We start from the raw sequence: 20,849 nt of genomic DNA, 5'->3' as shown, positions 1-20,849 counted from the left end.
CGGGCCAGCTATCCCCCGCATTACAAGCAAAAATCAGCCGATTCGGAGCTGTTTAGCGCATTTGTGATCACACGTATTTATCGTGTGATCACAAAACGCATTTTTAGCTGGTCAATCCCGGCTTTCTCCGAAAAAACCCTTACAGGAACGAAAGTCATCCCCATACTACGGGGCAACTGGAACAGAAACGGGACCGTTTTCATGAACATCCACGAATATCAGGCAAAAGCCCTCCTGCGCAGCTATGGCGCCCCTGTCTCCGACGGCCGCGTTGTGCTGAAGGCAGAAGATGCCAAGAACGCAGCCGGCGAAATGGACGGACCGCTTTGGGTTGTCAAAGCGCAGATCCACGCAGGCGGTCGCGGCAAAGGCAGCTTCAAAGAAGCCGCCGCTGGCGAAAAGGGCGGTGTGCGCCTTGCCAAATCCGTGGAAGAAGCCGCTGAAGAAGCCAAAAAGATGCTGGGCAAAACGCTGGTCACGCACCAGACCGGCCCCGCAGGCAAGCAGGTCAACCGCATCTATATCGAAGACGGTTCTGACATTGAGCGCGAATTGTACCTCGCCCTGCTGGTTGACCGCCAGACCAGCCGCATCTCCTTTGTCTGCTCTACCGAAGGCGGCATGGACATCGAAGAGGTCGCCGAAGCGACACCCGAAAAAATCCTCAGCTTCTCTGTCGATCCGGCCACCGGCTACCAGCCCTACCACGGCCGCCGCGTTGCCTTTTCGCTGGGCCTTGAAGGCACGGCAGTCAAGCAGTGCGTCAAACTGATGGGTCAGCTTTACCAAGCCTTCGTCGACAAAGACATGGAGATGCTTGAGATCAACCCGCTGATCGTCATGCCCGGCAACGACCTGAAAGTGCTCGACGCGAAAGTCGGCTTTGACGGCAACGCCATGTATCGCCAGCCCGACATCGCCAACCTGCGCGACGAGACCGAGGAAGATTCCAAGGAACTCGAAGCCTCCAAGTATGACCTGAACTACATCGCGCTCGACGGTGAGATCGGCTGCATGGTGAACGGTGCGGGCCTTGCGATGGCGACGATGGACATCATCAAACTCTACGGTGCCGAGCCTGCCAACTTCCTCGACGTGGGCGGCGGTGCGACCAAAGAGAAAGTCACCGAAGCTTTCAAGATCATCACCTCCGACGAAAACGTCAAAGGCATCTTGGTCAACATCTTCGGCGGCATCATGCGCTGTGACGTCATCGCCGAGGGCGTTGTCGCTGCGGTGAAAGAAGTCGGTCTGAAAGTGCCGCTGGTTGTCCGTCTCGAAGGCACCAACGTCGAAGAAGGCAAAGCGATCATCAACAACTCCGGTCTTGATGTCATCGCCGCCGACGACCTGAAAGATGGCGCGCAGAAGATCGTGAAAGCGGTCAAAGGCTAAGCCTTTTTGGCCAATCCCGCAGGGCTTCGCGCCCGCGGGCATGGCCGATATCACCGTTCCCGCCGCCCCATGGCGGCGGGGGCAGATGCGACGACACCGCGCCGCGCCCACCCGATCACGCAATGAGGTCAGTATGGATCACTCTCCCAAATCCTCCCCCGTTTTGACGGGCATTGCGCTATTGGGGGCAGGCATTCTGATCCGGCAATGGCAACCCGGCGCCCTGCGCCTGCCCGAACCGGTCAACCACCGTCGCCACGACCGCGGATTGCGCCGTGCCGCGCGGAAATCCCGTGACGGGCTGGCGATGATCCTGCCGTCAAACCTCACCGGCTCCATTGGCCGCAGCCTAATGATCATGGGCGCGGGTCTGCTGACCCTGCGACTGCTGGATCTGCTGGCTGATCAAGATGAACAGCTTTACTGATGCCTGTCCTGTCGTCCGCTCCCCTTATGCCCCAAGCGGCCAAGCGCGACCGCGCTGCGCAAAAGGCGGACCTATGACGCGGGCGCTCTCTTCTTCTCGCACCGGCTGGTGGGTGATCCTCGCCCTTATCGTGGCTTTTGCCGTGCAGATGGTGGTCGTGAACGCCCTCCCGGTCGCCACGCAAACCACCCTGCTGGCCGAAGGCGGTTTTTACGAAAACCTTTCGGTCGTGGGCTACCTCCTCTGCATTGTGGCGCTGGTCTGGACACTGCGCGGCGCTGTGCTGCGGGTCTGGTATCTGCCGCTGGTGCTGGCGGTCATGGCGGCGCGTGAATTGGACCTCGACAAAAGCCTCTTCACCCGCGGTCTGTTCAAAGCCCGGCAATATACTGGTGAGGGCGTCCCGCTGGCCGAACGGCTGATCGCCGCCCTGATCCTTGCGCTGATCGTCACCGCGATTTTCCTCATGCTCTGGCGTCACGCTCGGCCCTATCTCTCGGCCCTCTGGCACGGCCGTGCATGGGCCGGGGCCGTCCTGCTGGGGATCGGTTTCACCGTCGCTTACAAACTGCTCGACGGCATCGCGCGCAAACTCGCCCCCTTGGGGATCGAGATTTCCGCCGATGCCGAACGCACCGCTTTCGTCGTCGAGGAGATCGGGGAGCTTGGCATCCCGGTCATGTTCCTCGCCGCCATCCTGCTGTGGCCCGGCCCTGCGCTTGCCACGGCGCATCCCACCAACCGGGCGCATCGCGCCTGACGCCCCCGGGGCCCGCCCCCGGGATTAAACATCACCGACCAAGGAAGAAATCATGGCCGTACTAGTCAACGAAAACACCAAAGTCATCTGTCAGGGTCTGACCGGCTCGCAGGGGACGTTCCACACCGAACAGGCCATCGCCTATGGCACCAAGATGGTCGGCGGCGTGACCCCGGGCAAAGGCGGTCAAACGCATCTCGACCTGCCCGTGTTTAACTCCGTGCACGAAGCCAAGCATGTGACCGAGGCGAATGCCTCCGTGATCTACGTCCCGCCCCCCTTCGCGGCAGATTCGATCCTCGAGGCGATCGACGCCGAGATGGAACTGATCGTCTGCATCACCGAAGGCATCCCGGTTCTGGACATGGCCCGCGTTGCCCGCGCGCTCGAAGGCTCCAAGTCGCGCCTGATCGGCCCCAACTGCCCTGGTGTGATCACGCCTGACGCCTGTAAAATCGGCATCATGCCGGGCCACATCCACCGCCGCGGCTCCGTCGGCGTTGTCTCGCGCTCGGGCACGCTGACCTATGAGGCGGTCAAGCAGACCACCGACATGGGCCTTGGCCAATCCTCTGCCGTGGGCATCGGCGGCGACCCCATCAAAGGGACCGAGCATATCGACGTGCTGGAAATGTTCCTTGCCGACCCCGAGACCCAGTCGATCATCATGATCGGCGAAATCGGCGGCTCCGCCGAAGAAGAAGCGGCACAGTTCCTTGCCGATGAGAAGAAAAAAGGCCGTTGGAAGCCCACCGCTGGCTTCATCGCGGGCCGCACGGCCCCTCCCGGCCGCCGCATGGGCCACGCAGGCGCGATTGTCGCCGGTGGCAAAGGCGACGCGGAGAGCAAGATCGAAGCGATGAAAGAAGCCGGTATCGTTGTGGCCGACAGCCCCGCGACACTGGGCGAAGCGGTCAAAGAAGCGATCGACAAGGGCTGATGCCCGCCGGGCGGGCCTTGGCCCGCCCATTGACCCACTCTGCAAAGCACTACGTTTTGCGGGGTCTTGAATAGAACCACCCGGCGCCGCCCGCTTGCGAAGGAGGGTAAGATGCACATTCAGACCGCGCTCACTGCCTCCCGCCCCCGCGTGGCGCTGGCCCTTGGGCAAACGCCCGAACCGGCGGCCTTGGCTGGCCCTCGCGACCCCGCCCTCGATACCTATGGCCCCCCGCCCCGGGCCTGACTATAGACCGACCCTGATTCTGACCCTGTCCCGTCTGCCCCGCCGAACAAAGGTGACCCAATGACCGACCAACCCGCCAACGAACAGTTCCACGCCTCTTCCTTCATGGAAGGCGAAAACGCGGAATATCTTGAGGCGATGTACGCCCGCTATGCCAACGACCCCAACACGGTCGACGAGGCATGGCAGACGTTTTTTGCGGCGATGGGCGATGACGCCGAAACCGCACAGGCCGAGGCCGCAGGCCCCTCTTGGGCGCGGCCTGATTGGCCCCCCGCCCCCCAAAGCGAGGTGATGGGCGCGCTGACCGGCGTCTGGCCCGAACCGACCGAGGCGAAAGCCGCTGGCGACAAGATCAAGAAGAAGGCCGAGGAAAAGGGCGTTGCGGTCTCGGATGACCAAATCCGCGCCGCCGTGCTCGACAGCATCCGCGCGCTCATGCTGATCCGCGCCTACCGCATCCGTGGGCACCTCGCCGCGCAACTCGACCCCTTGGGCATGCGCGACATGGGCAACCAGCCCGAGCTTGACCCGAAATCCTACGGTTTCACCGATGCCGACATGGACCGCCCGATCTTTATCGACAACGTGCTGGGCCTCGAAGTCGCGACAATGAAGCAGATCGTCGGCATCGTCCGCTCGACCTACTGTGGCACTTTCGCGCTGCAATACATGCATATTTCCGACCCCGAGCAGGCCGGTTGGTTGAAAGAGCGGATCGAGGGCTACGGCAAGGAAATCGCTTTTACCAAGGAAGGCCGCAAGGCGATCCTGAGCAAACTGGTCGAAGCCGAAGGCTTTGAGAAGTTCCTCCACGTCAAATACATGGGCACCAAGCGCTTTGGCCTTGATGGCGGCGAAAGCCTTGTTCCGGCGATGGAGCAGATCATCAAGCGCGGCGGCCAGTTGGGCGTCAAGGACATCGTCATCGGCATGCCGCACCGAGGCCGCCTTTCGGTCCTCGCCAATGTCATGCAGAAACCCTACCGCGCGATCTTTAACGAGTTCCAAGGCGGCAGCTTCAAACCTGACGATGTGGATGGCTCGGGCGATGTGAAATACCACCTCGGCGCCTCCTCGGACCGTGAGTTTGACGGCAATTCCGTTCACCTGTCGCTGACCGCCAACCCCTCGCACCTTGAGGCGGTGAACCCCGTCGTGCTGGGCAAGGTCCGCGCCAAGCAGGACCAGTTGAACGACAAAGATCGCACGGCGGTAATGCCAATTCTGCTGCACGGCGATGCGGCATTTGCTGGTCAAGGCGTCGTGGCGGAATGTTTCGCGCTTTCGGGCCTTAAGGGGCACAAGACTGGCGGCACTATGCATATCGTGGTGAACAACCAAATCGGCTTCACCACCGCGCCGCATTTCTCGCGCTCTTCGCCCTATCCTACTGACAACGCGCTGGTGGTTGAGGCGCCGATCTTCCACGTCAACGGCGATGACCCCGAAGCGGTCGTGCACGCCGCCCGCGTGGCGACAGAATTCCGCCAGAAGTTCCACAAAGACGTGGTCATCGACATCTTCTGCTACCGCCGCTTTGGTCACAACGAAGGCGACGAGCCGATGTTCACCAACCCGGTGATGTACAAGAGCGTCAAGAAACAGAAAACCACGCTGAGCCTTTATACCCAACGTCTGGTGGCCGACGGTCTGATCCCCGAGGGTGAGATCGAAGACATGAAGACCGCTTTCCAGAACCATCTGGGAGATGAGTTCGAGGCCGGCAAGGACTACCGCCCGAACAAGGCCGACTGGCTGGACGGCAAGTGGTCCGGCATGGACAAAAAGAACAAGTCCTACCAGCGCGGCAAAACCGCCATCGCGCCTGAAACACTGCAAGACGTCGGCAAGGCGATCACCACCGCGCCGGACAAATTCCCGCTGCACAAGACCATCGGGCGTCTCCTCGAAGCGAAAAAGCAGATGTTCGAAAGCGGTGAGGGCTTTGACTGGGCAACGGCTGAGGCAATGGCCTTTGGCTCTCTGCTAACCGAGGGCTACAAAGTGCGCCTCTCGGGGCAGGACAGCACGCGCGGCACCTTCAGCCAGCGTCACTCCGCCTTCGTGAACCAAGACAACGAAGACCGCTACTATCCGCTGAACCACATCCGCGAAGGTCAGGCCGAGTATGAGGTCATCGACTCGATGCTCAGCGAATACGCGGTGCTGGGCTTTGAATATGGCTACTCGCTGGCCGAGCCGAATGCGCTGACGCTCTGGGAGGCGCAATTCGGTGACTTCGCCAACGGCGCGCAGATCATGTTTGACCAGTTCATCTCGTCAGGTGAAAGCAAATGGCTGCGCATGTCGGGCCTCGTTTGCCTGATGCCGCATGGCTATGAGGGTCAGGGGCCTGAGCACTCCTCTGCACGTCTGGAGCGTTTCCTGACCATGTGCGGCGGCGACAACTGGATCGTGGCGAACTGCACCACGCCCGCCAACTACTTCCACATCCTGCGCCGTCAGCTGCACCGCAGCTACCGCAAGCCGCTGATGTTGATGACCCCCAAGTCACTTCTGCGCCACAAGCTGGCCGTCAGCAAGGCCGAGGATTTCACCACCGGCTCCAGCTTCCACCGGGTGCTCTGGGATGACGCCGAGAAAGGCAATTCCGACACCAAACTGGTGGCAGATGACAAGATCAAGCGCGTGGTGATGTGTTCGGGCAAGGTCTATTACGACCTGCTGGAAGAGCGTGACGCCCGCGGCATCGACGATGTCTACATCCTGCGTTTCGAACAGTTCTACCCCTTCCCCGCGCAATCCGCGGTCAGAGAGTTGGAGCGGTTCAAAGGGGCCGAGATGATCTGGTGTCAGGAAGAGCCCAAGAACCAAGGTGCCTGGTCCTTTATCGAGCCCAACATCGAATGGGTTCTGGGCCGCATCGACGCGAAACATGGCCGCGCCTCCTATGTGGGCCGCGCCACTTCGGCCTCGCCCGCGACGGGTCTGGCCAGCCAGCACAAAGCACAACAAGCCGCCCTCGTCGACGAGGCGCTGACCATCAAAGGAACCTAAGACCATGACAAGCGAAGTACGCGTACCCACGCTGGGCGAATCCGTCACCGAAGCCACCGTTGCCACATGGTTCAAAAAGCCCGGCGATACCGTCGCGGTGGATGAAATGCTCTGCGAGCTGGAAACCGACAAGGTCACCGTCGAAGTGCCCAGCCCCGTAGCTGGCACCCTGAGCGAGATTGTTGCTCAAGAGGGTGACACCGTCGGCGTCGACGCCCTGCTGGCCAACGTCAGCGAAAGCGACAGTGGCTCTGCCGCAGCGCCCAAAGCCAAAGAAGCCGCCGAAGACCCCGGTGCCGCCTCCCAGTCCGACCGTGGCGGCGATGCGCCCAAAGCCATCGACGCAGGCGCCACCGAAGTCGCCGCCCGCGAAGGCGAAAGCATCGACGTGCAGGTGCCCACCTTGGGTGAGTCGGTGACCGAAGCGACCGTAAGCACTTGGTTCAAAAAGGTCGGCGACAAGGTCGAAGCCGATGAGATGCTCTGCGAGTTGGAGACCGACAAAGTCAGCGTCGAAGTCCCCGCCCCCGCCGCTGGTGTCTTGGCCGAAATCTTTGCCGAAGAAGGCAGCACGGTTGAAGCCTCAGCCACGCTGGCCGTTCTGACCACCGGCGCGGGCGCTGCCGCCCCCAAGGGCGAAGACGCGAAATCCGGTGCCGGTGCCGCGCCCGAGACTAAATCCGCCGATGGCAAAGATGTCGAAGACGCACCTTCGGCCAAGAAAGCCATGGCCGAAGCTGGCATCAGCCGCGATCAGGTCACAGGCTCTGGCCGCGATGGCCGGGTGATGAAGGAAGATGTGGCCAAAGCGATCGCCGCTGGCACCTCCGCCGCGCCCAAAGCCGAGGCCAAACCCGCCGCACCGCGCCCCGCTTCCGCCCCTGACGATGCGTCGCGCGAAGAGCGGGTCAAGATGACCCGCCTCAAGCAGACCATGGCGCGTCGTCTCAAGGAAGCCCAGAACACTGCCGCGATCCTGACCACCTTCAACGAGGTCGACATGACCGAGGTGATGGCGCTGAGGAACACCTACAAGGCTGATTTCGAAAAGAAACATGGCGTCCGCATGGGCTTCATGTCCTTCTTCACCAAGGCCTGCTGCCACGCGCTGAAGGAAATCCCCGAGGTCAACGCCGAGATCGACGGCACCGACATCATCTACAAGAACTACGTCCACATGGGTGTCGCCGCAGGCACGCCCACGGGTCTTGTGGTGCCGGTGATCAAAGACGCCGACGCGATGTCCTTTGCCGAGATCGAAAAGGCCGTGAACGCCATGGGCAAAAAGGCCCGTGACGGCAAGCTGACCATGGCCGACATGACCGGCGGCACCTTCACCATCTCCAACGGTGGCGTCTACGGCTCGCTGATGACCGCACCGATCCTGAACCCGCCACAGTCCGGTATCCTCGGCATGGCGAAAATTCAGGACCGCCCGATGGCGATCAACGGCGAAGTCGTGATCCGTCCGATGATGTATATCTCGCTCAGCTACGACCACCGGATCATCGACGGCAAAGGCGCTGTGACCTTCCTCGTCCGCGTCAAAGAGATGCTCGAAGATCCCCGCCGTCTGTTGATGGATCTGTGATACTATGGGCGGGGGGCGACCCCCGCCCTATCTACCTGTGGACCCGTGGATTTTCCCACAATGTGAAAGGACACAGACCATGACCGAAACAACCCTCCTCGCCGCCTATGGCCTTCTGGTCATGCTGACAATCCTGCTGCAAGTGCTGGGCGCGACCCGGCAGTTGTCGATGGGCTACCTGATGTCCTCGCGCGACGAGACGCGCACCACCATCGGCATGACCGCCCGTCTAGGCCGCGCGGTTGATAACTCCGTCGTCGCCATGGCGCTTTTCGCGCCTGCCGTGCTGCTGATCGAGATGCTGGGCCGCAACAACAGCGCCACGCTGCTGGCCGCGCAGGTCTTCCTGCTCGCACGCATCATCTACGTCATCGTCTACGCCCTTGGCGTGCCGACGATCCGCACGCTGGCATGGCTCGCGGGCTATGCCGCCACCGCCGTTCTCTATTTCCACGCGCTCTGAAAGGCACTCCCATGCAGATGATCTGCCACTTCGACGTTACCGATTACACCGCTTGGAAAGACGCCTTTGACTCCGATGCCGAGGCGCGGCGGAACGCAGGGCTTTCGGTGCTGCAAATCTGGAAACACGCCGACAGCAGCACCAAGGCTTCCGTCCTGCTTGATGTGAACGACCGCAAGAAAGCCGACGACTGGCTCAAGCGCTCCAACGCCCTCAGTAGCGATGACAAGGGCACCGTGACCGGCTCCACCGCCTATTTCGTGAAATCCGCATGAGCGCCGAACTCACCGTCCTGACCCTTGCGGCCCTGCTGCAAGGGCTGCAATTCGTGCTCTACGCCGTCCCCGCCAACCGCGAGATTGGCCCCGGCTACACCATGTCGGCGCGGGACCGTGAGCCCAGCCGCAAGCTGTCAGACCGCACCGCCCGTCTGGGCCGCGCGCTTGATAACCATTTCGAGGGGCTGATCCTTTTCGGCATTGCCGTGGGCGTGGTGCAGATGTCAGCGCAGAACACCGCCTTTACCGCCGCCTGCGCTTGGGTCTATCTGATCGCGCGCGTGCTCTACGTTCCCGCCTATGCGCTCGGCCTGCGCCCGCATCGGTCGCTCATCTGGGTCATCGGTTTTGCCGCGACCATGTTGATGCTGCTGGCGGCCCTTATTTAACCCTTTCCCCCACACCCGCAGGCAGCGGCGCTTGCACCTGAAAACCGCGCCTCCTACCTTGCCTGTAACACCCGACTGCTAAGGAGACCCCCCCATGTCGAGCTATGATGTCATCGTGATCGGCTCCGGCCCCGGCGGCTATGTCGCCGCCATCCGTTGCGCGCAACTGGGCCTGAAAACCGCCTGTGTGGAGGGCCGTGAGACCCTCGGCGGCACCTGCCTCAACGTGGGCTGCATCCCCTCCAAGGCGCTGCTACACGCCACGCATATGCTGCATGAGGCCGAGCATAACTTCGAAGAGATGGGTCTGAAGGCCAAAGCGCCGACCGTCGATTGGAAGCAGATGCTGACCTACAAAGACAAGACCATCGAAACCAACACCAAGGGCATCGAATTCCTGTTCAAAAAGAACAAGATCGACTGGCTCAAAGGTTGGGGTTCGATCCCCGAGGCGGGCAAGGTCAAGGTCGGTGATGAGGTCCATGAGGCCAAGAACATCATCATTGCTTCCGGCTCCGAAGCGGCCTCCCTGCCGGGCGTCGAAGTCGACGAGAAAACCGTCGTGACCTCCACCGGCGCGCTGGAACTGGGCAAAATTCCCAAGAAGATGGTCGTGATCGGCGCGGGCGTCATCGGGCTGGAACTGGGCAGCGTCTACGCGCGTCTGGGAACCGAGATTACCGTCGTTGAATTCCTTGATGCAATCACTCCGGGCATGGACCCCGAGGTGCAGAAAACCTTCCAGCGGATGCTGAAAAAGCAGGGCATCAACTTCGTCATGGGCGCCGCCGTGCAAAAGACCGAAGTCGCCAAGGGCAAGGCCACGGTCAGCTACATGCTGCGCAAAGACGACAGCGAACATGAGATCGAGGCCGACACCGTGCTCGTCGCCACAGGCCGCAAGCCCGTTATCAAAGGCATGGGTCTGGACGATCTCGGGATCAAGATGACCGAGCGTGGTCAGATCGCCGTGAATGAGCATTGGGAAACCTCCGTCAAAGGCGTCTATGCCATCGGCGACGTGATCGAAGGCCCGATGCTGGCGCACAAAGCCGAGGACGAGGGCATGGCCGCCGCCGAGGTGATCGCGGGCAAACATGGCCACGTGAACTACGGCGTGATCCCCGGCGTGATCTACACCCACCCCGAGGTCGCCAGCGTCGGCGAAACCGAGGCAACGCTCAAGGATGCGGGCCGGGCCTACAAGGTCGGCAAGTTCTCCTTCATGGGCAACGCGCGGGCCAAGGCGGTCTTTGCCGGTGACGGTTTCGTCAAGCTGATCGCGGACAAGGAAACCGACCGCATCCTCGGCTGTCACATCATCGGCCCCGGCGCGGGCGACCTGATCCACGAGGTTTGCGTGGCGATGGAATTCGGCGCCTCGGCGCAGGATTTGGCGATGACCTGCCACGCGCACCCGACCTACTCCGAAGCCGTGCGCGAAGCCGCACTGGCCTGCGGCGATGGGCCGATCCACATGTAAGACCGAGGGGGCGGGCCATGGGTCCGCCCTTTTTCGTTGCGCGGGGTGCGCGCGGCGAGCGCATCAGGCGTTAACACCCCTGCTCTACAACCTCCCCCGTCGCGACACACACGGAAGACGAGGCCCTTCGCGGGTCATGTCGATACGTAGAGACATTCAGGGTGACGCCTGCTCTTTCCACCTCCCCAAGGCGGCGCCGCCACTTTAACGGCTTCCAGAGACCGAAGATCGAACCCCGTGAAGCCGTTGCTTCAGCGGGCGCTTCGGCGTAGCTTAAAAACACGAAGGGCAGCGCCGACCCGCGGGGTGGCACATTTTGATAGGATTTCGCTTTAAAAGGGACCGCCGGTTGATCGGAACTACCCGGCCTCCACAGGACGCCACCCAGCTTCATGCAGCAAGGCGTTCGAACGGCTCTCGACCTCTTCCTCCAACCGCGCCATAAAGCTTCGCTTTTCCAGCCCCGGCTCAATCGGCTCAAGAAACTCGACCACCGCCAAACCCGGTTTGCGGTACAGCCCCCTGCGTGGCCAGAAGTGGCCCGCATTGGTCGCTACCGGCACGCAAACCTGCCCCATCTGGTCGTAAAGCACCGCCGTGCCGACCTTGTAGGGCGCGCTGAGGCCCGGTGCCACGCGGGTGCCTTGGGAATAGATCACCAACTGCCCCGGCTCGACCCGACCGGCGTTCACGTCGGCCATCATCTTGGTAATCGCCTGCCCGCGCTTGCCACGGTTGACGGCAATCATGCCCATCCGTTTGGCGTATTGGCCAATCACCGGGGTCCAAAGCACCTCGCGTTTCATAATGAATTTTGCACGCGGCAGAGCGTGAAAGATCATCAAGATATCCAAAAACGATTGGTGTTTTGCGGCCACCAAAACTTCACCATCCGGTACCGTGCCACGCACCTCGCAGCGCAGCCCGATCAGCCAGCGGGCCGACCACATGGCCCAAGCGGCATAGGTCTTACAGGCCCGATAGGCCCCGCGTTTCGAAAACATCGCCCAAGGCGCAAAGGCCAACCCGAGCACCGGCATCGCCACGGTCACCTGCACGATATAGAGGATCGACCGGACCCATTGCAGCAGCTTCATGTCAGTTCCCTCAACGTACGCCGGGCCGCAGCCCCGGTGGCGGCAAAGGCCACCGCTCCGACCAAGATCGGCACCAGAAGCGGCACCACCCAGTGCCAGCCGCGAAAGCCCAAGCCGGTCAAAAAGCCGCCCGCCTCGCCGGCATCGGGCAACAGAACGACCGCCACCATGCCAAGCACCGTGCCCGCCGCCGCACCCAAAAGCGCGCGCAGGGTAAAGCGCCGAATGAAGGCTCGGGCGATATAGTCATCGGTCGCCCCCACCAGCCGCAGCACCGCGATCACCTGCGCATTCGCCGCAAGGGCCGCCTGCGCGGCCAGCGTCACCATGGCCGCCACCGCAGCCCCGATCAGCAGGGTCGAAATCCAGCCCAACAGGCGCAACCGGCTTGCCGCCGCAACCAACGGCGCGCGCCAGCGGCTGTGGTCATCCAGCACGGCTCCGGGCACTTCGGCAGAGAGACGCAGGCGCAGGCCCACCGGGTCTAGCCCCTCGCCTTCCTCAACCACTTCGATCAACCGTGGCACCGGCAAGCTCTCCATCGCCAGTTCCGGGCCAAACCATGGGGCAAGCAGTTCTTCCTGTTCGGCATCCGTCAGCGCGCGGGCCGAGGCCACGCCCTTGGTCGTCTGCAACACCTTCAGCGCCGCCTCGGTCTGGGCCGCACGTTGGTCCAATGGCGCGACGATGCGCACCGTCGCCGACTGCGCCAATTCCTGCCCCCAGACCTGCGCCAACCGGCCCGAAGCAAGCGACAGCGCCAAGGCAAATACCGCGAGAAAGGCCATCGCCCCGGCGGCAAACAAGGTGAGCTGCGCCGTGAAACCCGAGGGCGGCACCACGCGGTCCGCTTGCCTGTCGCCTTTGAAAATCGCGCGCAGGGCGCCCATGTCGAACCGCTTCACAAATCCGCCCCCGCCAGTTGAATGCGCCGGTTGGCGATGCGCAGCACGCGGGCCTGCACATGCGCCTTGGTGGCGCGGATCAGGCCCAGATCATGGGTGGCGATCAACACGGTCTTGCCCATGCGGTTCAACTCGATCAACAGGCGCAGCAGCCGTTGCGACATCTCCCAATCGATGTTCCCCGTCGGCTCATCCGCCAAGATCACATCGGGCGACATGATCACCGCACGCGCCAGTGCGGCCCGCTGCCGCTCCCCACCCGAAAGCTCGGGCGGCAGGGCGTCGGCCCGGTTGGTAAGGCCGACCCAAGACATCAGTTCTTCTAGATCGGTGCCCCCCGCCTCGGCCTGACGGCCCGAGACATTCAGCGGCAGGGCGATATTCTCGGTCAACGGCAGGTGGTCGAGGAATTTCACGTCCTGATGCACCACGCCAACCCGGCGGCGCATCAGCGCGATGTCGTCGCGGCCCAGTCCGCGCACATCGGTGCCAAAAATCCGCAGATGCCCCGCCGTGGGCAGCAAGGCCCCGTAGCAGAGCTTCATCAAGGTGGTCTTGCCCGCGCCCGAGGGGCCGGTGAGGAAATGAAACGATCCGGGGGCGAGTTTCAGCGTGATGTCGGACAGCAATTCGCCCCCGCCATAGCTGTAGGCCACATTTTCGAGCTCTATCACGCAACCACCTTAAAACACTTCGACCTGTTGTGCCTCAGCACCGGAAAGGATTCAATCACTCAGAACCCCCGCACCCTGCCCAGATATCACTTTTCCTACGTTATTCTAGGACATATGCTGTCCGTTACGATCCGAGAGCACCGAACGAACCCAGGAATGACCATGCGGCTGATCTGCCCCAACTGCGACGCGCAATACGAAGTCCCCGATGAGGTGATGCCGGTGGCAGGGCGTGACGTGCAATGTTCCAACTGCGGGCAGACGTGGTTTCAGCTTCATCCCGACAATGCGCCCGAAGAGGACGACAGTGAATTCGACGACCCGGATTTCGATGACGACGTGATGCATATGAAGCAACGCGCGTCGGATGAAACCGGCGAAGAGCAGTCCGCAGCCAATAGCCTGCCTGATCTCCAGCCCTTCGGGGATGAGGATTATGAGGATTACGAAGACGAGGACTTCGAAGACGACGGATTTGAAAAGGGGGCATTTGAAGAGGGCGACTTCGAAAACGACGCTTCTGATACCGACGCCTTCGAAAACGCTGCCTTCGCGCCGGAGGAGGAAAACGCGCGCCCGGCCCCCGCCGCCGCGCCCGTCAGACGCTCGCTCGACCCTGCCATCGCGGAAATCCTGCGTCAGGAGGCCGCGGCGGAGCAGGAAGCCCGCCGTCGCCGTCCGTCAGAGCCGTTGGAAAGCCAGCCGGACCTCGGTCTTGACGACGCGCCCCGTCCCGCGCCAAAACAAGCCCCCCGTCCCGACATCGCCGAAGATGACCAAGTGCCCGAGGACGAAGACGCCCGCCGCGCCCATGAAGCCCGTCTGCGCATGGCCAAAATGCGCGGAGAGCCGGTTCCCGAAAGCGAGAATGACGCCTACGGCAGCGCGTCGCGCCGGGATCTGCTGCCCGATATCGAAGAGATCAACTCCACCCTGCGCCACGACCGCACGCAGGGCCAGCAGGCGGGGCCAACGCCCACCGCCGCGCTCGACCGCCCTGAAAAACCGCGCAAATCGGGCGGGTTCATGCGCGGCTTCACCGTGATGATCGCCTTGGCGGCCATCTTGGCGGCAGTCTATGTCTACGCGCCGCAGATTGCGCAATCCTTGCCGCAGGCCGATCCTTACCTATCGTCCTATGTGGCATGGATGGACGACGCACGCATTTGGCTCGATGGGCAGTTGCAGGACCTGCTGGTCTGGCTCGACACCGTGGCGACCCAATCGCAGGGGTGACCCCGGTTAAAACCGATCCAAAAGTCTGTTGAGGTAATCGCGTTCAACTTCGGGCCGCTCCGCCTCGCCCGAGCGGCGGCGGATTTCGTCCAGCAGACGCCGCGCGCGGCCCTGATCGTCTGGCCCCTGTGCCAGCGGCGCGTCTGAGCTATTCGCCCCATTGCCCCCCTGCTCGCGCCCCAGCGGATCGCGCGCCTCGGCCCGGCGGTCGCCTTCGGCAGTGCCTTGACCGGGCTGGCCCTCGCCCTGTTCTTGCTCCATCGCATCGCCAAGCGACCGCATCCCTTCGCGCAGCGCCTCCATGGCCTGTGCTTGATTGTCGATTGCCTCGGCCAACTCATCGCGGCGCAGGGCGTCTCCGGCGCGGCCCATCGCCTCTCCGGCGCGGTCCAGTGCATCACGCGCGGCATCCCCTTCGGGCGTGCCTTGCCCCGGCAGACGGCCTTCCTGACGGCGCAGCTCGTCGCGCAGCGCTTGCTGACGCCCGGCCAGCCCTTCTTCGGCCCCCTCTTCGCCGGATTGGCCGCCCTGCCCCCGCTGGCCCTCATGGCTCTGACCGCGGCCCTGACCACCATTGCGACCTTCGTTGCCTTCATTCTCGCCCGCCCCGGTGCCGGGGTTGAACTGCTCTTGCAGGTCGCGGAAGGCCTGATCGCTAAGCCCCTGTTGCTCGCGCAGGGTTTCCGAGAGCCCTTCCATCGCCTGCTCACCCGGTGAATTGCCGCCCTCGCCGGGCTGGCCTTGGGTGACGCGCATGTTCTCCATCATTTCCTGCAACTGACGCAGCGCCTCTGCGGCCTCGGCCATGCGGCCTTGCTCCATCAACTCCTGAATGCGGTCCATCATGCGTTGCAAATCGTCTTGCGTCATCTGCATGGACTCGCCTTGGGGCTGCTGGCCTTCGCCCTCGCCCTCTCGGGCCTGTTGGCGCTGGAGTTGCTCTAGGTACTCTTCGGTGGCGCGGCGCAATTCCTCCATCAGCTCGGCAATCTCTGCCGACGACGCGCCGTTCTTCATCGCCTCATTCAGCCGATCCTGTGCCCGGCGCATCCGCGCCAGCGCATCGGCCAACACGCCTTCTTCAAGTTCAATCGCCAGCGCCCAGAGGTCTTCGGCCATCTCGGTCTGGACCTCTTCGTCCAACCCATAGCGCGCGCGGATTTCCAGACGGCGGATCAACTGCTTGAGCCGCAGAACCGTCACATCCGAGCGCAGATCCTCCCCCGGCGCATAGGTCACAGCGCGAAGCACCTGCGCGATGCGCGGCGCATTGGCCCGCGACCACAAAAGATCGCGGCGCATCTCGATGACTGCTGCCGCCGCGGGATCGAAAAAGCGCCGCCCCGGCAGGGTCAATTGGCTCACCTCGGTCACGGCTTGCTGTTCGGCAGCGTCGAGCACGGAAAGCTCTAGAGATACCGGCAGATTGGCCCAAGGGTGCTTAGAGAAATTCTCGATCAAGCTTTCTTCAAAATCGCGCCGGTCACCGGTGATCGGCATGGGCAGCGGCACGACGATCTCGGGCCGTGTGTCAGGGTCGATGGTCAACCCATAGCGCCGGTCGACAGAGGCCAGATCAAGGCTGATCCGCGCCTCGCCCGCTTCGACGCCGTAATCATCCCGCGCGGCAAACGGCAGGCTCATCTCGCCCAAGGCAGTCACCTCGGGCGGGCCCAACCGCTCAATCTGCGGGGCGGCGTCGGGCAGCATCGTGATCTGCCATGCCCGCGCGCCCGGACCCTCAATGCTGATCACGCCGCTTTGGCGCAGGGTGAAATCCTGCGCGGGCTCAGAGGTCGCGCCCCCCGCGCGGCCCGATACGGTTTCTTGCACCGTCAGCGCGCCCAACTCTCCGTAAAGGCGCAGGGTGATCAACGTGCCCGCAGGCAGCGACAGCGCCCCGGCCTCTAGATCATTCAGATAAAGCGTTGGCTTTCCAGTATGGCGCGGCGGCTCGGCCCACCCCTCCCAAACCGGGCCAGAGGCCAGCGCGCCGCCCGCCCCGCCGGGGGTCAGCTGCGTCACCTCACCCAGCCGCCAGACCGAGCCGAAGACCAGTGCAACGACGAAAGCCAGCAGCGCCACATAGCGCAGCGCATAGGGATCGGCCTGCGCGACCCGCAGGTCACCCTTGACCGGCTGCGCCTGCGCGGCCCGCGCGGCCATACGTTTCTGATGGGCCTGCCAGACCGCCGCCGAGGCTGTGTCGCCCGCGCCAATCGCCTGATCGTCCAAAAGCGCCCGAATGGGCCGCCCCGGCAGGCTGGCATCCAGCCGCGCCAAGGCCTCGGCCTGTGAGGGAATACGAAAGCGCCGCAGCGCGAAAACCAATGTGCCGAGAAACCCAAGGCCCACAGCGGCCAGCACACCCCAAAGCAGATCACCGCCCAGACTGTCCTGCGCCCCCATCATCAGCAGCGCCAGCACCGCCAGCAGCAGCGTCAGCATCGGCCAAAGCGCCTGCACCAGCGTCTCGGCCAGCATCCCCGCCCAAGTCAGCCGCAATGGCCCGCGCAATACGCGCAGCCCGTCTGTCTTGTCAGTGGATGTTTCCATGCGTCACGCTCCGGTGGCCCGGCGGCGGGATGCCGTCAAAGCCATTCAGGGATGGTATCGCGGTTTATCATTTCGTCAAAGCTTGGCCGTGGGCGGATAACCGCGAATTGATCGCCGTTCACCAGCACCTCGGGGATCAGGGGGCGCGAATTATACTCGCTGCTCATCACCGCGCCGTAGGCTCCGGCAGAGCGGAAGGCCACCAGATCACCGGACCCCAGCACTGGCATCATCCGCTGCTTAGCAAAGGTATCGCCGGATTCGCAAACCGGGCCGACGATATCGACCGGGCGCGGTTCTACCCCCGGTGCGGGTTCATTCAGCGGCACGATGTCATGCCAAGCATCATACATGGCGGGGCGGATCAGGTCGTTCATCGCGGCATCAAGGATCAGGAAATCGCGGCCCTCGCCGGATTTCAGGTAGATCACTTCGCTGACCAAGACACCCGCGTTGCCCGCGATCAAACGGCCCGGTTCGATCTCGACCTCGCAGCCCAGATGCCCTAGCGTGCGCTGTACCATCGCGCCGTAATCCGTCGGCAATGGCGGGGCGGAATTGGAACGCTCGTAAGGAATGCCCAAACCGCCGCCAAGGTCCAGCCGCCGGATGTTATGGCCATCGGCGCGCAGCACTTCGGTCAGTTCCGCGACCTTGCCATAGGCCTGCTCAAAGGGGGCAAGGTCGGTGAGTTGGCTGCCGATATGCACGTCGATTCCGACAATCTCCAACCCCGGCAGCTTGGCCGCCATGGCATAGACCTCGCGGGCGCGGGCGATGGGGATGCCGAACTTGTTTTCGCTTTTGCCGGTGGCAATCTTGGCGTGGGTTTTCGCATCGACATCGGGGTTCACGCGGATGGTGATCGGGGCCACTTTGCCCAACTCGCGCGCCACGATATCAAGCAGGATCATCTCCGGCTCGCTCTCGACGTTGAACTGGCGAATGCCGCCCGTCAGCGCCAATTCGATCTCTTCGCGGGTTTTGCCGACGCCGGAAAAGACGATCCTGTCGCCCGGCACGCCTGCCGCCTTGGAACGGCGGTATTCCCCGCCCGAGACCACATCCATCCCCGCGCCCGCCTGCGCCAGCGTGCGCAGCACGGCTTGGTTGGAATTGGCCTTCATCGCGTAGCAGACCAGATGATCCATCCCCGCAAGCGCGTCGTCAAAAAGATGAAAATGCCGCAGCAGCGTTGCGGTGGAATAGACATAGACCGGCGTGCCGACCGCGGCGGCAATCTCGGCCAAGCTTACGTCTTCGGCGTGCAACACACCGTCTTTATAGAGAAAATGATCCATCTGCGCGTCGCCTTATGTCGTCCCGGCCCTATTTGATCGGCGCTGTCCGCAGAAACAGATAGAGCGGCAGGCCACAGCTCACCCCAATACAGAACGTGGCGGGAATGGCAATCAGCGCGCTGAAATTCCGGCGCACCGCGACTTCGGCGATGATCCAGATGGTTAATGTGACGGCAGCGATGGTCAGGTCCCAGACCAGCCCGCTGGCGGCGGCATTGGCGTGCCATGCATCAACCATGGCACTCAGGCTCCAGCCCTCGGCGTTGAACCAAGTGACGAAGTAATACATCGGATGGATCGTGCCCCAGACCGCAAGGGCGAGGTAGAGCATGCGCAGGGGCGACATCAGAAAGTCTTTGCCACGCCGACCGTGGCATAGCCCGACAGGCTGATCCCCGGCTCGGCTGGCGGTGGCGCATCTTGCCGCGCGGATGGCTGCGGCGGGGTGCAGGCGGCCAAGCTAAGTGTCCCGGCCACCAGCGTAATCTGCAAAAGCGGCCTCACGACCCGACCCCAAGCGCCAGCGAAAACGGCCCGCGGCGCAGCCCGACAGCGGTGCCGACCGACACGCCCGAAGACGACATGGTGATCGTGCTGCTGGCTGTCGGTTTCACAGGTTCGCCATCCGCGCCACAGGCGGCAAGGCTCAGCAAAGCAAGGGTCGCGAGGGCGCGTTTCACTTCAGGATTTCCTTCCAACGCTCGACTTGGGCACGCACCTGCGCAGGGGCGGTGCCGCCATAGGACATGCGCGAGTTTACCGAGTTTTCGACGCCAAGCACATCGAAAACGTCCCTAGTGATCTCGGCATGGACCGATTGCATCTGCTCAAGCGTGAGGTCAGGCAGATCGCAGCCCTGCGCCTCGGCCATGGCGACCAACGTGCCGGTCACATGGTGCGCGTCGCGGAACGGCAGGTTCGGCACCCGCACCAGCCAATCGGCCAGATCGGTGGCGGTGGAGAATCCCGAGCCTGCGGCAGCGGCGAGGTTCTCGCGCTCGGCGGTCATGTCGCCCACCATGCCGGTCATCGCTGCGAGCGCCAGCATCAGGTTGTCGGCAGCGTCAAAGACCTGCTCTTTGTCCTCTTGCATGTCCTTGGAATAGGCCAGCGGCAGCCCCTTCATCACCATCATCAGCGCGGTATTGGCCCCAAAAATGCGGCCCACCTTGGCACGAATGAGCTCGGCGGCATCGGGGTTCTTTTTCTGCGGCATGATCGACGAGCCGGTCGAGAAGCGATCCGACAGCGCCACAAAACGGAACTGCGCGGAGGACCAGATCACCAGTTCTTCGGCGAAGCGCGACAGGTGCATAGCGCAGATGCTGGCGACTGACATGAATTCCAGCGCGAAGTCGCGGTCGCTCACCGCGTCGAGGGAGTTCGCGGCGGGGCGGTCAAAGCCGAGCGCCTCTGCGGTCATCTCGCGGTCGATCGGGAAGGAGGTGCCGGCCAATGCGGCGGCTCCCAGTGGGCATTCGTTCATCCGCTTGCGCGCATCGCGGAAGCGCGACAGGTCGCGGCCAAACATCTCGACATAGGCCATCATGTGATGGCCCCACGTCACGGGCTGCGCGGTTTGCAGGTGGGTGAAACCGGGCATGACCCAATCGGCCCCGGCCTCTGCCTGAGACAAAAGCGCGCGGATCAACGCTTGGAGCCCCTCGTCGGCGGCGTCCAACTGGTCACGTACCCAGAGTTTGAAATCGGTGGCGACTTGGTCGTTCCGGCTGCGGCCCGTGTGCAGGCGGCCTGCGGGCTCACCGATCAGGTCTTTCAGCCGCGCCTCGACGTTCATGTGGATGTCTTCAAGGGCTGCCGAGAATTCAAACCGGCCCTCTTCGATCTCTGACAAGATCGTGAGAAGCCCTTCCCGTATCGCGTCAGCGTCGTTATCAGTCAGGATGCCCGTGGCTGCCAGCATGGCGGCATGGGCACGCGACCCACTGATGTCTTGTGCGGCCATCCGTTTGTCGAACCCGATCGAGGCGTTGATCGCCTCCATGATCGCGTCCGGTCCGGCGGCGAAACGGCCACCCCACATTTTGTTCGAGGTCGTGTCGGTCATGTTGAATACCCTTGGAGGG

21 protein-coding genes are annotated in these 20,849 nt (G+C 62.9%); 12 read left to right on the top strand and 9 right to left on the bottom strand.

From position 1 onward, the window contains the following. Positions 1–201 precede the first annotated feature (201 nt). From sucC to lpdA, 11 genes are all read left to right on the top strand, one after another. The gene (sucC, locus tag K3758_RS04725; protein ID WP_067630482.1) at positions 202–1,395 is read left to right on the top strand and encodes an ADP-forming succinate--CoA ligase subunit beta; all 1,194 of its coding nucleotides are present in this window, start codon (positions 202–204) and stop codon (positions 1,393–1,395) included. A gap of 133 nt (positions 1,396–1,528) precedes the next feature. Continuing rightward, positions 1,529–1,822 (top strand): hypothetical protein, encoded by a 294-nt coding sequence (locus K3758_RS04720; RefSeq protein WP_259948034.1) that lies wholly within the window; start codon positions 1,529–1,531, stop codon positions 1,820–1,822. A gap of 73 nt (positions 1,823–1,895) precedes the next feature. Then, on the top strand, positions 1,896–2,582 hold the full coding sequence (locus K3758_RS04715; RefSeq protein ID WP_259948033.1) for a hypothetical protein: 687 nt from the start codon (positions 1,896–1,898) through the stop codon (positions 2,580–2,582). A gap of 52 nt (positions 2,583–2,634) precedes the next feature. Beyond that, positions 2,635–3,522 carry a succinate--CoA ligase subunit alpha gene (sucD, locus tag K3758_RS04710; RefSeq protein ID WP_067630488.1) on the top strand — a complete coding sequence of 296 codons (888 nt, stop codon included), beginning with the start codon at positions 2,635–2,637 and terminating at the stop codon, positions 3,520–3,522. Between the two features lie 111 nt (positions 3,523–3,633). Continuing rightward, entirely contained in the window at positions 3,634–3,768 is a 135-nt protein-coding gene (locus K3758_RS04705; RefSeq protein WP_259948032.1) for a hypothetical protein, read from the top strand. A 60-nt stretch (positions 3,769–3,828) separates the two neighbouring features. Further along, positions 3,829–6,789 carry a 2-oxoglutarate dehydrogenase E1 component gene (locus tag K3758_RS04700; protein WP_259948030.1) on the top strand — a complete coding sequence of 987 codons (2,961 nt, stop codon included), beginning with the start codon at positions 3,829–3,831 and terminating at the stop codon, positions 6,787–6,789. 4 nt (positions 6,790–6,793) lie between these two features. Beyond that, positions 6,794–8,380 carry a 2-oxoglutarate dehydrogenase complex dihydrolipoyllysine-residue succinyltransferase gene (odhB, locus tag K3758_RS04695; protein ID WP_259948029.1) on the top strand — a complete coding sequence of 529 codons (1,587 nt, stop codon included), beginning with the start codon at positions 6,794–6,796 and terminating at the stop codon, positions 8,378–8,380. Between the two features lie 79 nt (positions 8,381–8,459). Next, positions 8,460–8,843: an MAPEG family protein gene (locus K3758_RS04690; protein WP_259948028.1), complete on the top strand. Its 384-nt coding sequence runs from the start codon at positions 8,460–8,462 to the stop codon at positions 8,841–8,843. An 11-nt stretch (positions 8,844–8,854) separates the two neighbouring features. Next, positions 8,855–9,118 (top strand): hypothetical protein, encoded by a 264-nt coding sequence (locus K3758_RS04685; RefSeq protein WP_259948026.1) that lies wholly within the window; start codon positions 8,855–8,857, stop codon positions 9,116–9,118. Then, on the top strand, positions 9,115–9,510 hold the full coding sequence (locus K3758_RS04680; RefSeq protein WP_259948024.1) for an MAPEG family protein: 396 nt from the start codon (positions 9,115–9,117) through the stop codon (positions 9,508–9,510). Before K3758_RS04685 ends, K3758_RS04680 begins: the two co-directional genes overlap by 4 nt. Before the next feature lie 94 nt (positions 9,511–9,604). Next, positions 9,605–10,993, top strand: a complete 1,389-nt coding sequence (gene lpdA / locus K3758_RS04675) for a dihydrolipoyl dehydrogenase (protein ID WP_259948023.1) — start codon at positions 9,605–9,607, stop codon at positions 10,991–10,993. Between the two features lie 359 nt (positions 10,994–11,352). On the opposite strand, the gene K3758_RS04670 is transcribed toward lpdA, so the two are convergent. Genes K3758_RS04670 through K3758_RS04660 form a run of 3 tightly spaced genes read right to left on the bottom strand, consistent with a single transcriptional unit; the run spans position 11,353 to position 13,669 of the window. Beyond that, entirely contained in the window at positions 11,353–12,090 is a 738-nt protein-coding gene (locus tag K3758_RS04670; protein WP_259948017.1) for a 1-acyl-sn-glycerol-3-phosphate acyltransferase, read from the bottom strand. Next, the gene (locus K3758_RS04665) at positions 12,087–12,980 is read right to left on the bottom strand and encodes an ABC transporter permease (protein ID WP_259949971.1); all 894 of its coding nucleotides are present in this window, start codon (positions 12,978–12,980) and stop codon (positions 12,087–12,089) included. The genes K3758_RS04670 and K3758_RS04665 overlap by 4 nt, the downstream gene beginning before the upstream one ends. A gap of 11 nt (positions 12,981–12,991) precedes the next feature. Further along, the gene (locus tag K3758_RS04660) at positions 12,992–13,669 is read right to left on the bottom strand and encodes a cell division ATP-binding protein FtsE (RefSeq protein ID WP_067942215.1); all 678 of its coding nucleotides are present in this window, start codon (positions 13,667–13,669) and stop codon (positions 12,992–12,994) included. Between the two features lie 162 nt (positions 13,670–13,831). Between K3758_RS04660 and K3758_RS04655 the strand changes: the two genes are divergently transcribed. Next, on the top strand, positions 13,832–14,905 hold the full coding sequence (locus tag K3758_RS04655; protein WP_259948015.1) for a zinc-ribbon domain-containing protein: 1,074 nt from the start codon (positions 13,832–13,834) through the stop codon (positions 14,903–14,905). Between the two features lie 6 nt (positions 14,906–14,911). Here K3758_RS04655 and K3758_RS04650 read toward each other — a convergent pair whose 3' ends face one another. The 6 genes from K3758_RS04650 to argH are packed head-to-tail and all read right to left on the bottom strand — an operon-like array spanning position 14,912 to position 20,830. Then, positions 14,912–17,461 (bottom strand): DUF4175 domain-containing protein, encoded by a 2,550-nt coding sequence (locus K3758_RS04650; RefSeq protein WP_259948014.1) that lies wholly within the window; start codon positions 17,459–17,461, stop codon positions 14,912–14,914. A 35-nt stretch (positions 17,462–17,496) separates the two neighbouring features. After that, positions 17,497–18,762 (bottom strand): diaminopimelate decarboxylase, encoded by a 1,266-nt coding sequence (gene lysA, locus K3758_RS04645; protein WP_259948013.1) that lies wholly within the window; start codon positions 18,760–18,762, stop codon positions 17,497–17,499. 28 nt (positions 18,763–18,790) lie between these two features. Next, the gene (locus K3758_RS04640; protein ID WP_259948012.1) at positions 18,791–19,108 is read right to left on the bottom strand and encodes a DUF2834 domain-containing protein; all 318 of its coding nucleotides are present in this window, start codon (positions 19,106–19,108) and stop codon (positions 18,791–18,793) included. Next, positions 19,108–19,266: a hypothetical protein gene (locus K3758_RS04635; protein ID WP_259948011.1), complete on the bottom strand. Its 159-nt coding sequence runs from the start codon at positions 19,264–19,266 to the stop codon at positions 19,108–19,110. Before K3758_RS04635 ends, K3758_RS04640 begins: the two co-directional genes overlap by 1 nt. Beyond that, the gene (locus K3758_RS04630) at positions 19,263–19,442 is read right to left on the bottom strand and encodes a hypothetical protein (protein ID WP_067628460.1); all 180 of its coding nucleotides are present in this window, start codon (positions 19,440–19,442) and stop codon (positions 19,263–19,265) included. The genes K3758_RS04635 and K3758_RS04630 overlap by 4 nt, the downstream gene beginning before the upstream one ends. Continuing rightward, on the bottom strand, positions 19,439–20,830 hold the full coding sequence (argH, locus tag K3758_RS04625; protein WP_259948009.1) for an argininosuccinate lyase: 1,392 nt from the start codon (positions 20,828–20,830) through the stop codon (positions 19,439–19,441). Before argH ends, K3758_RS04630 begins: the two co-directional genes overlap by 4 nt. Positions 20,831–20,849 lie beyond the last annotated feature (19 nt).

The sequence above is a fragment of the Sulfitobacter sp. W002 genome (assembly GCF_025142135.1).
GTDB classification, from domain to species: Bacteria; Pseudomonadota; Alphaproteobacteria; order Rhodobacterales; family Rhodobacteraceae; genus Sulfitobacter; species Sulfitobacter profundi.
This window is presented reverse-complemented; position numbering and strand designations above follow the sequence as displayed.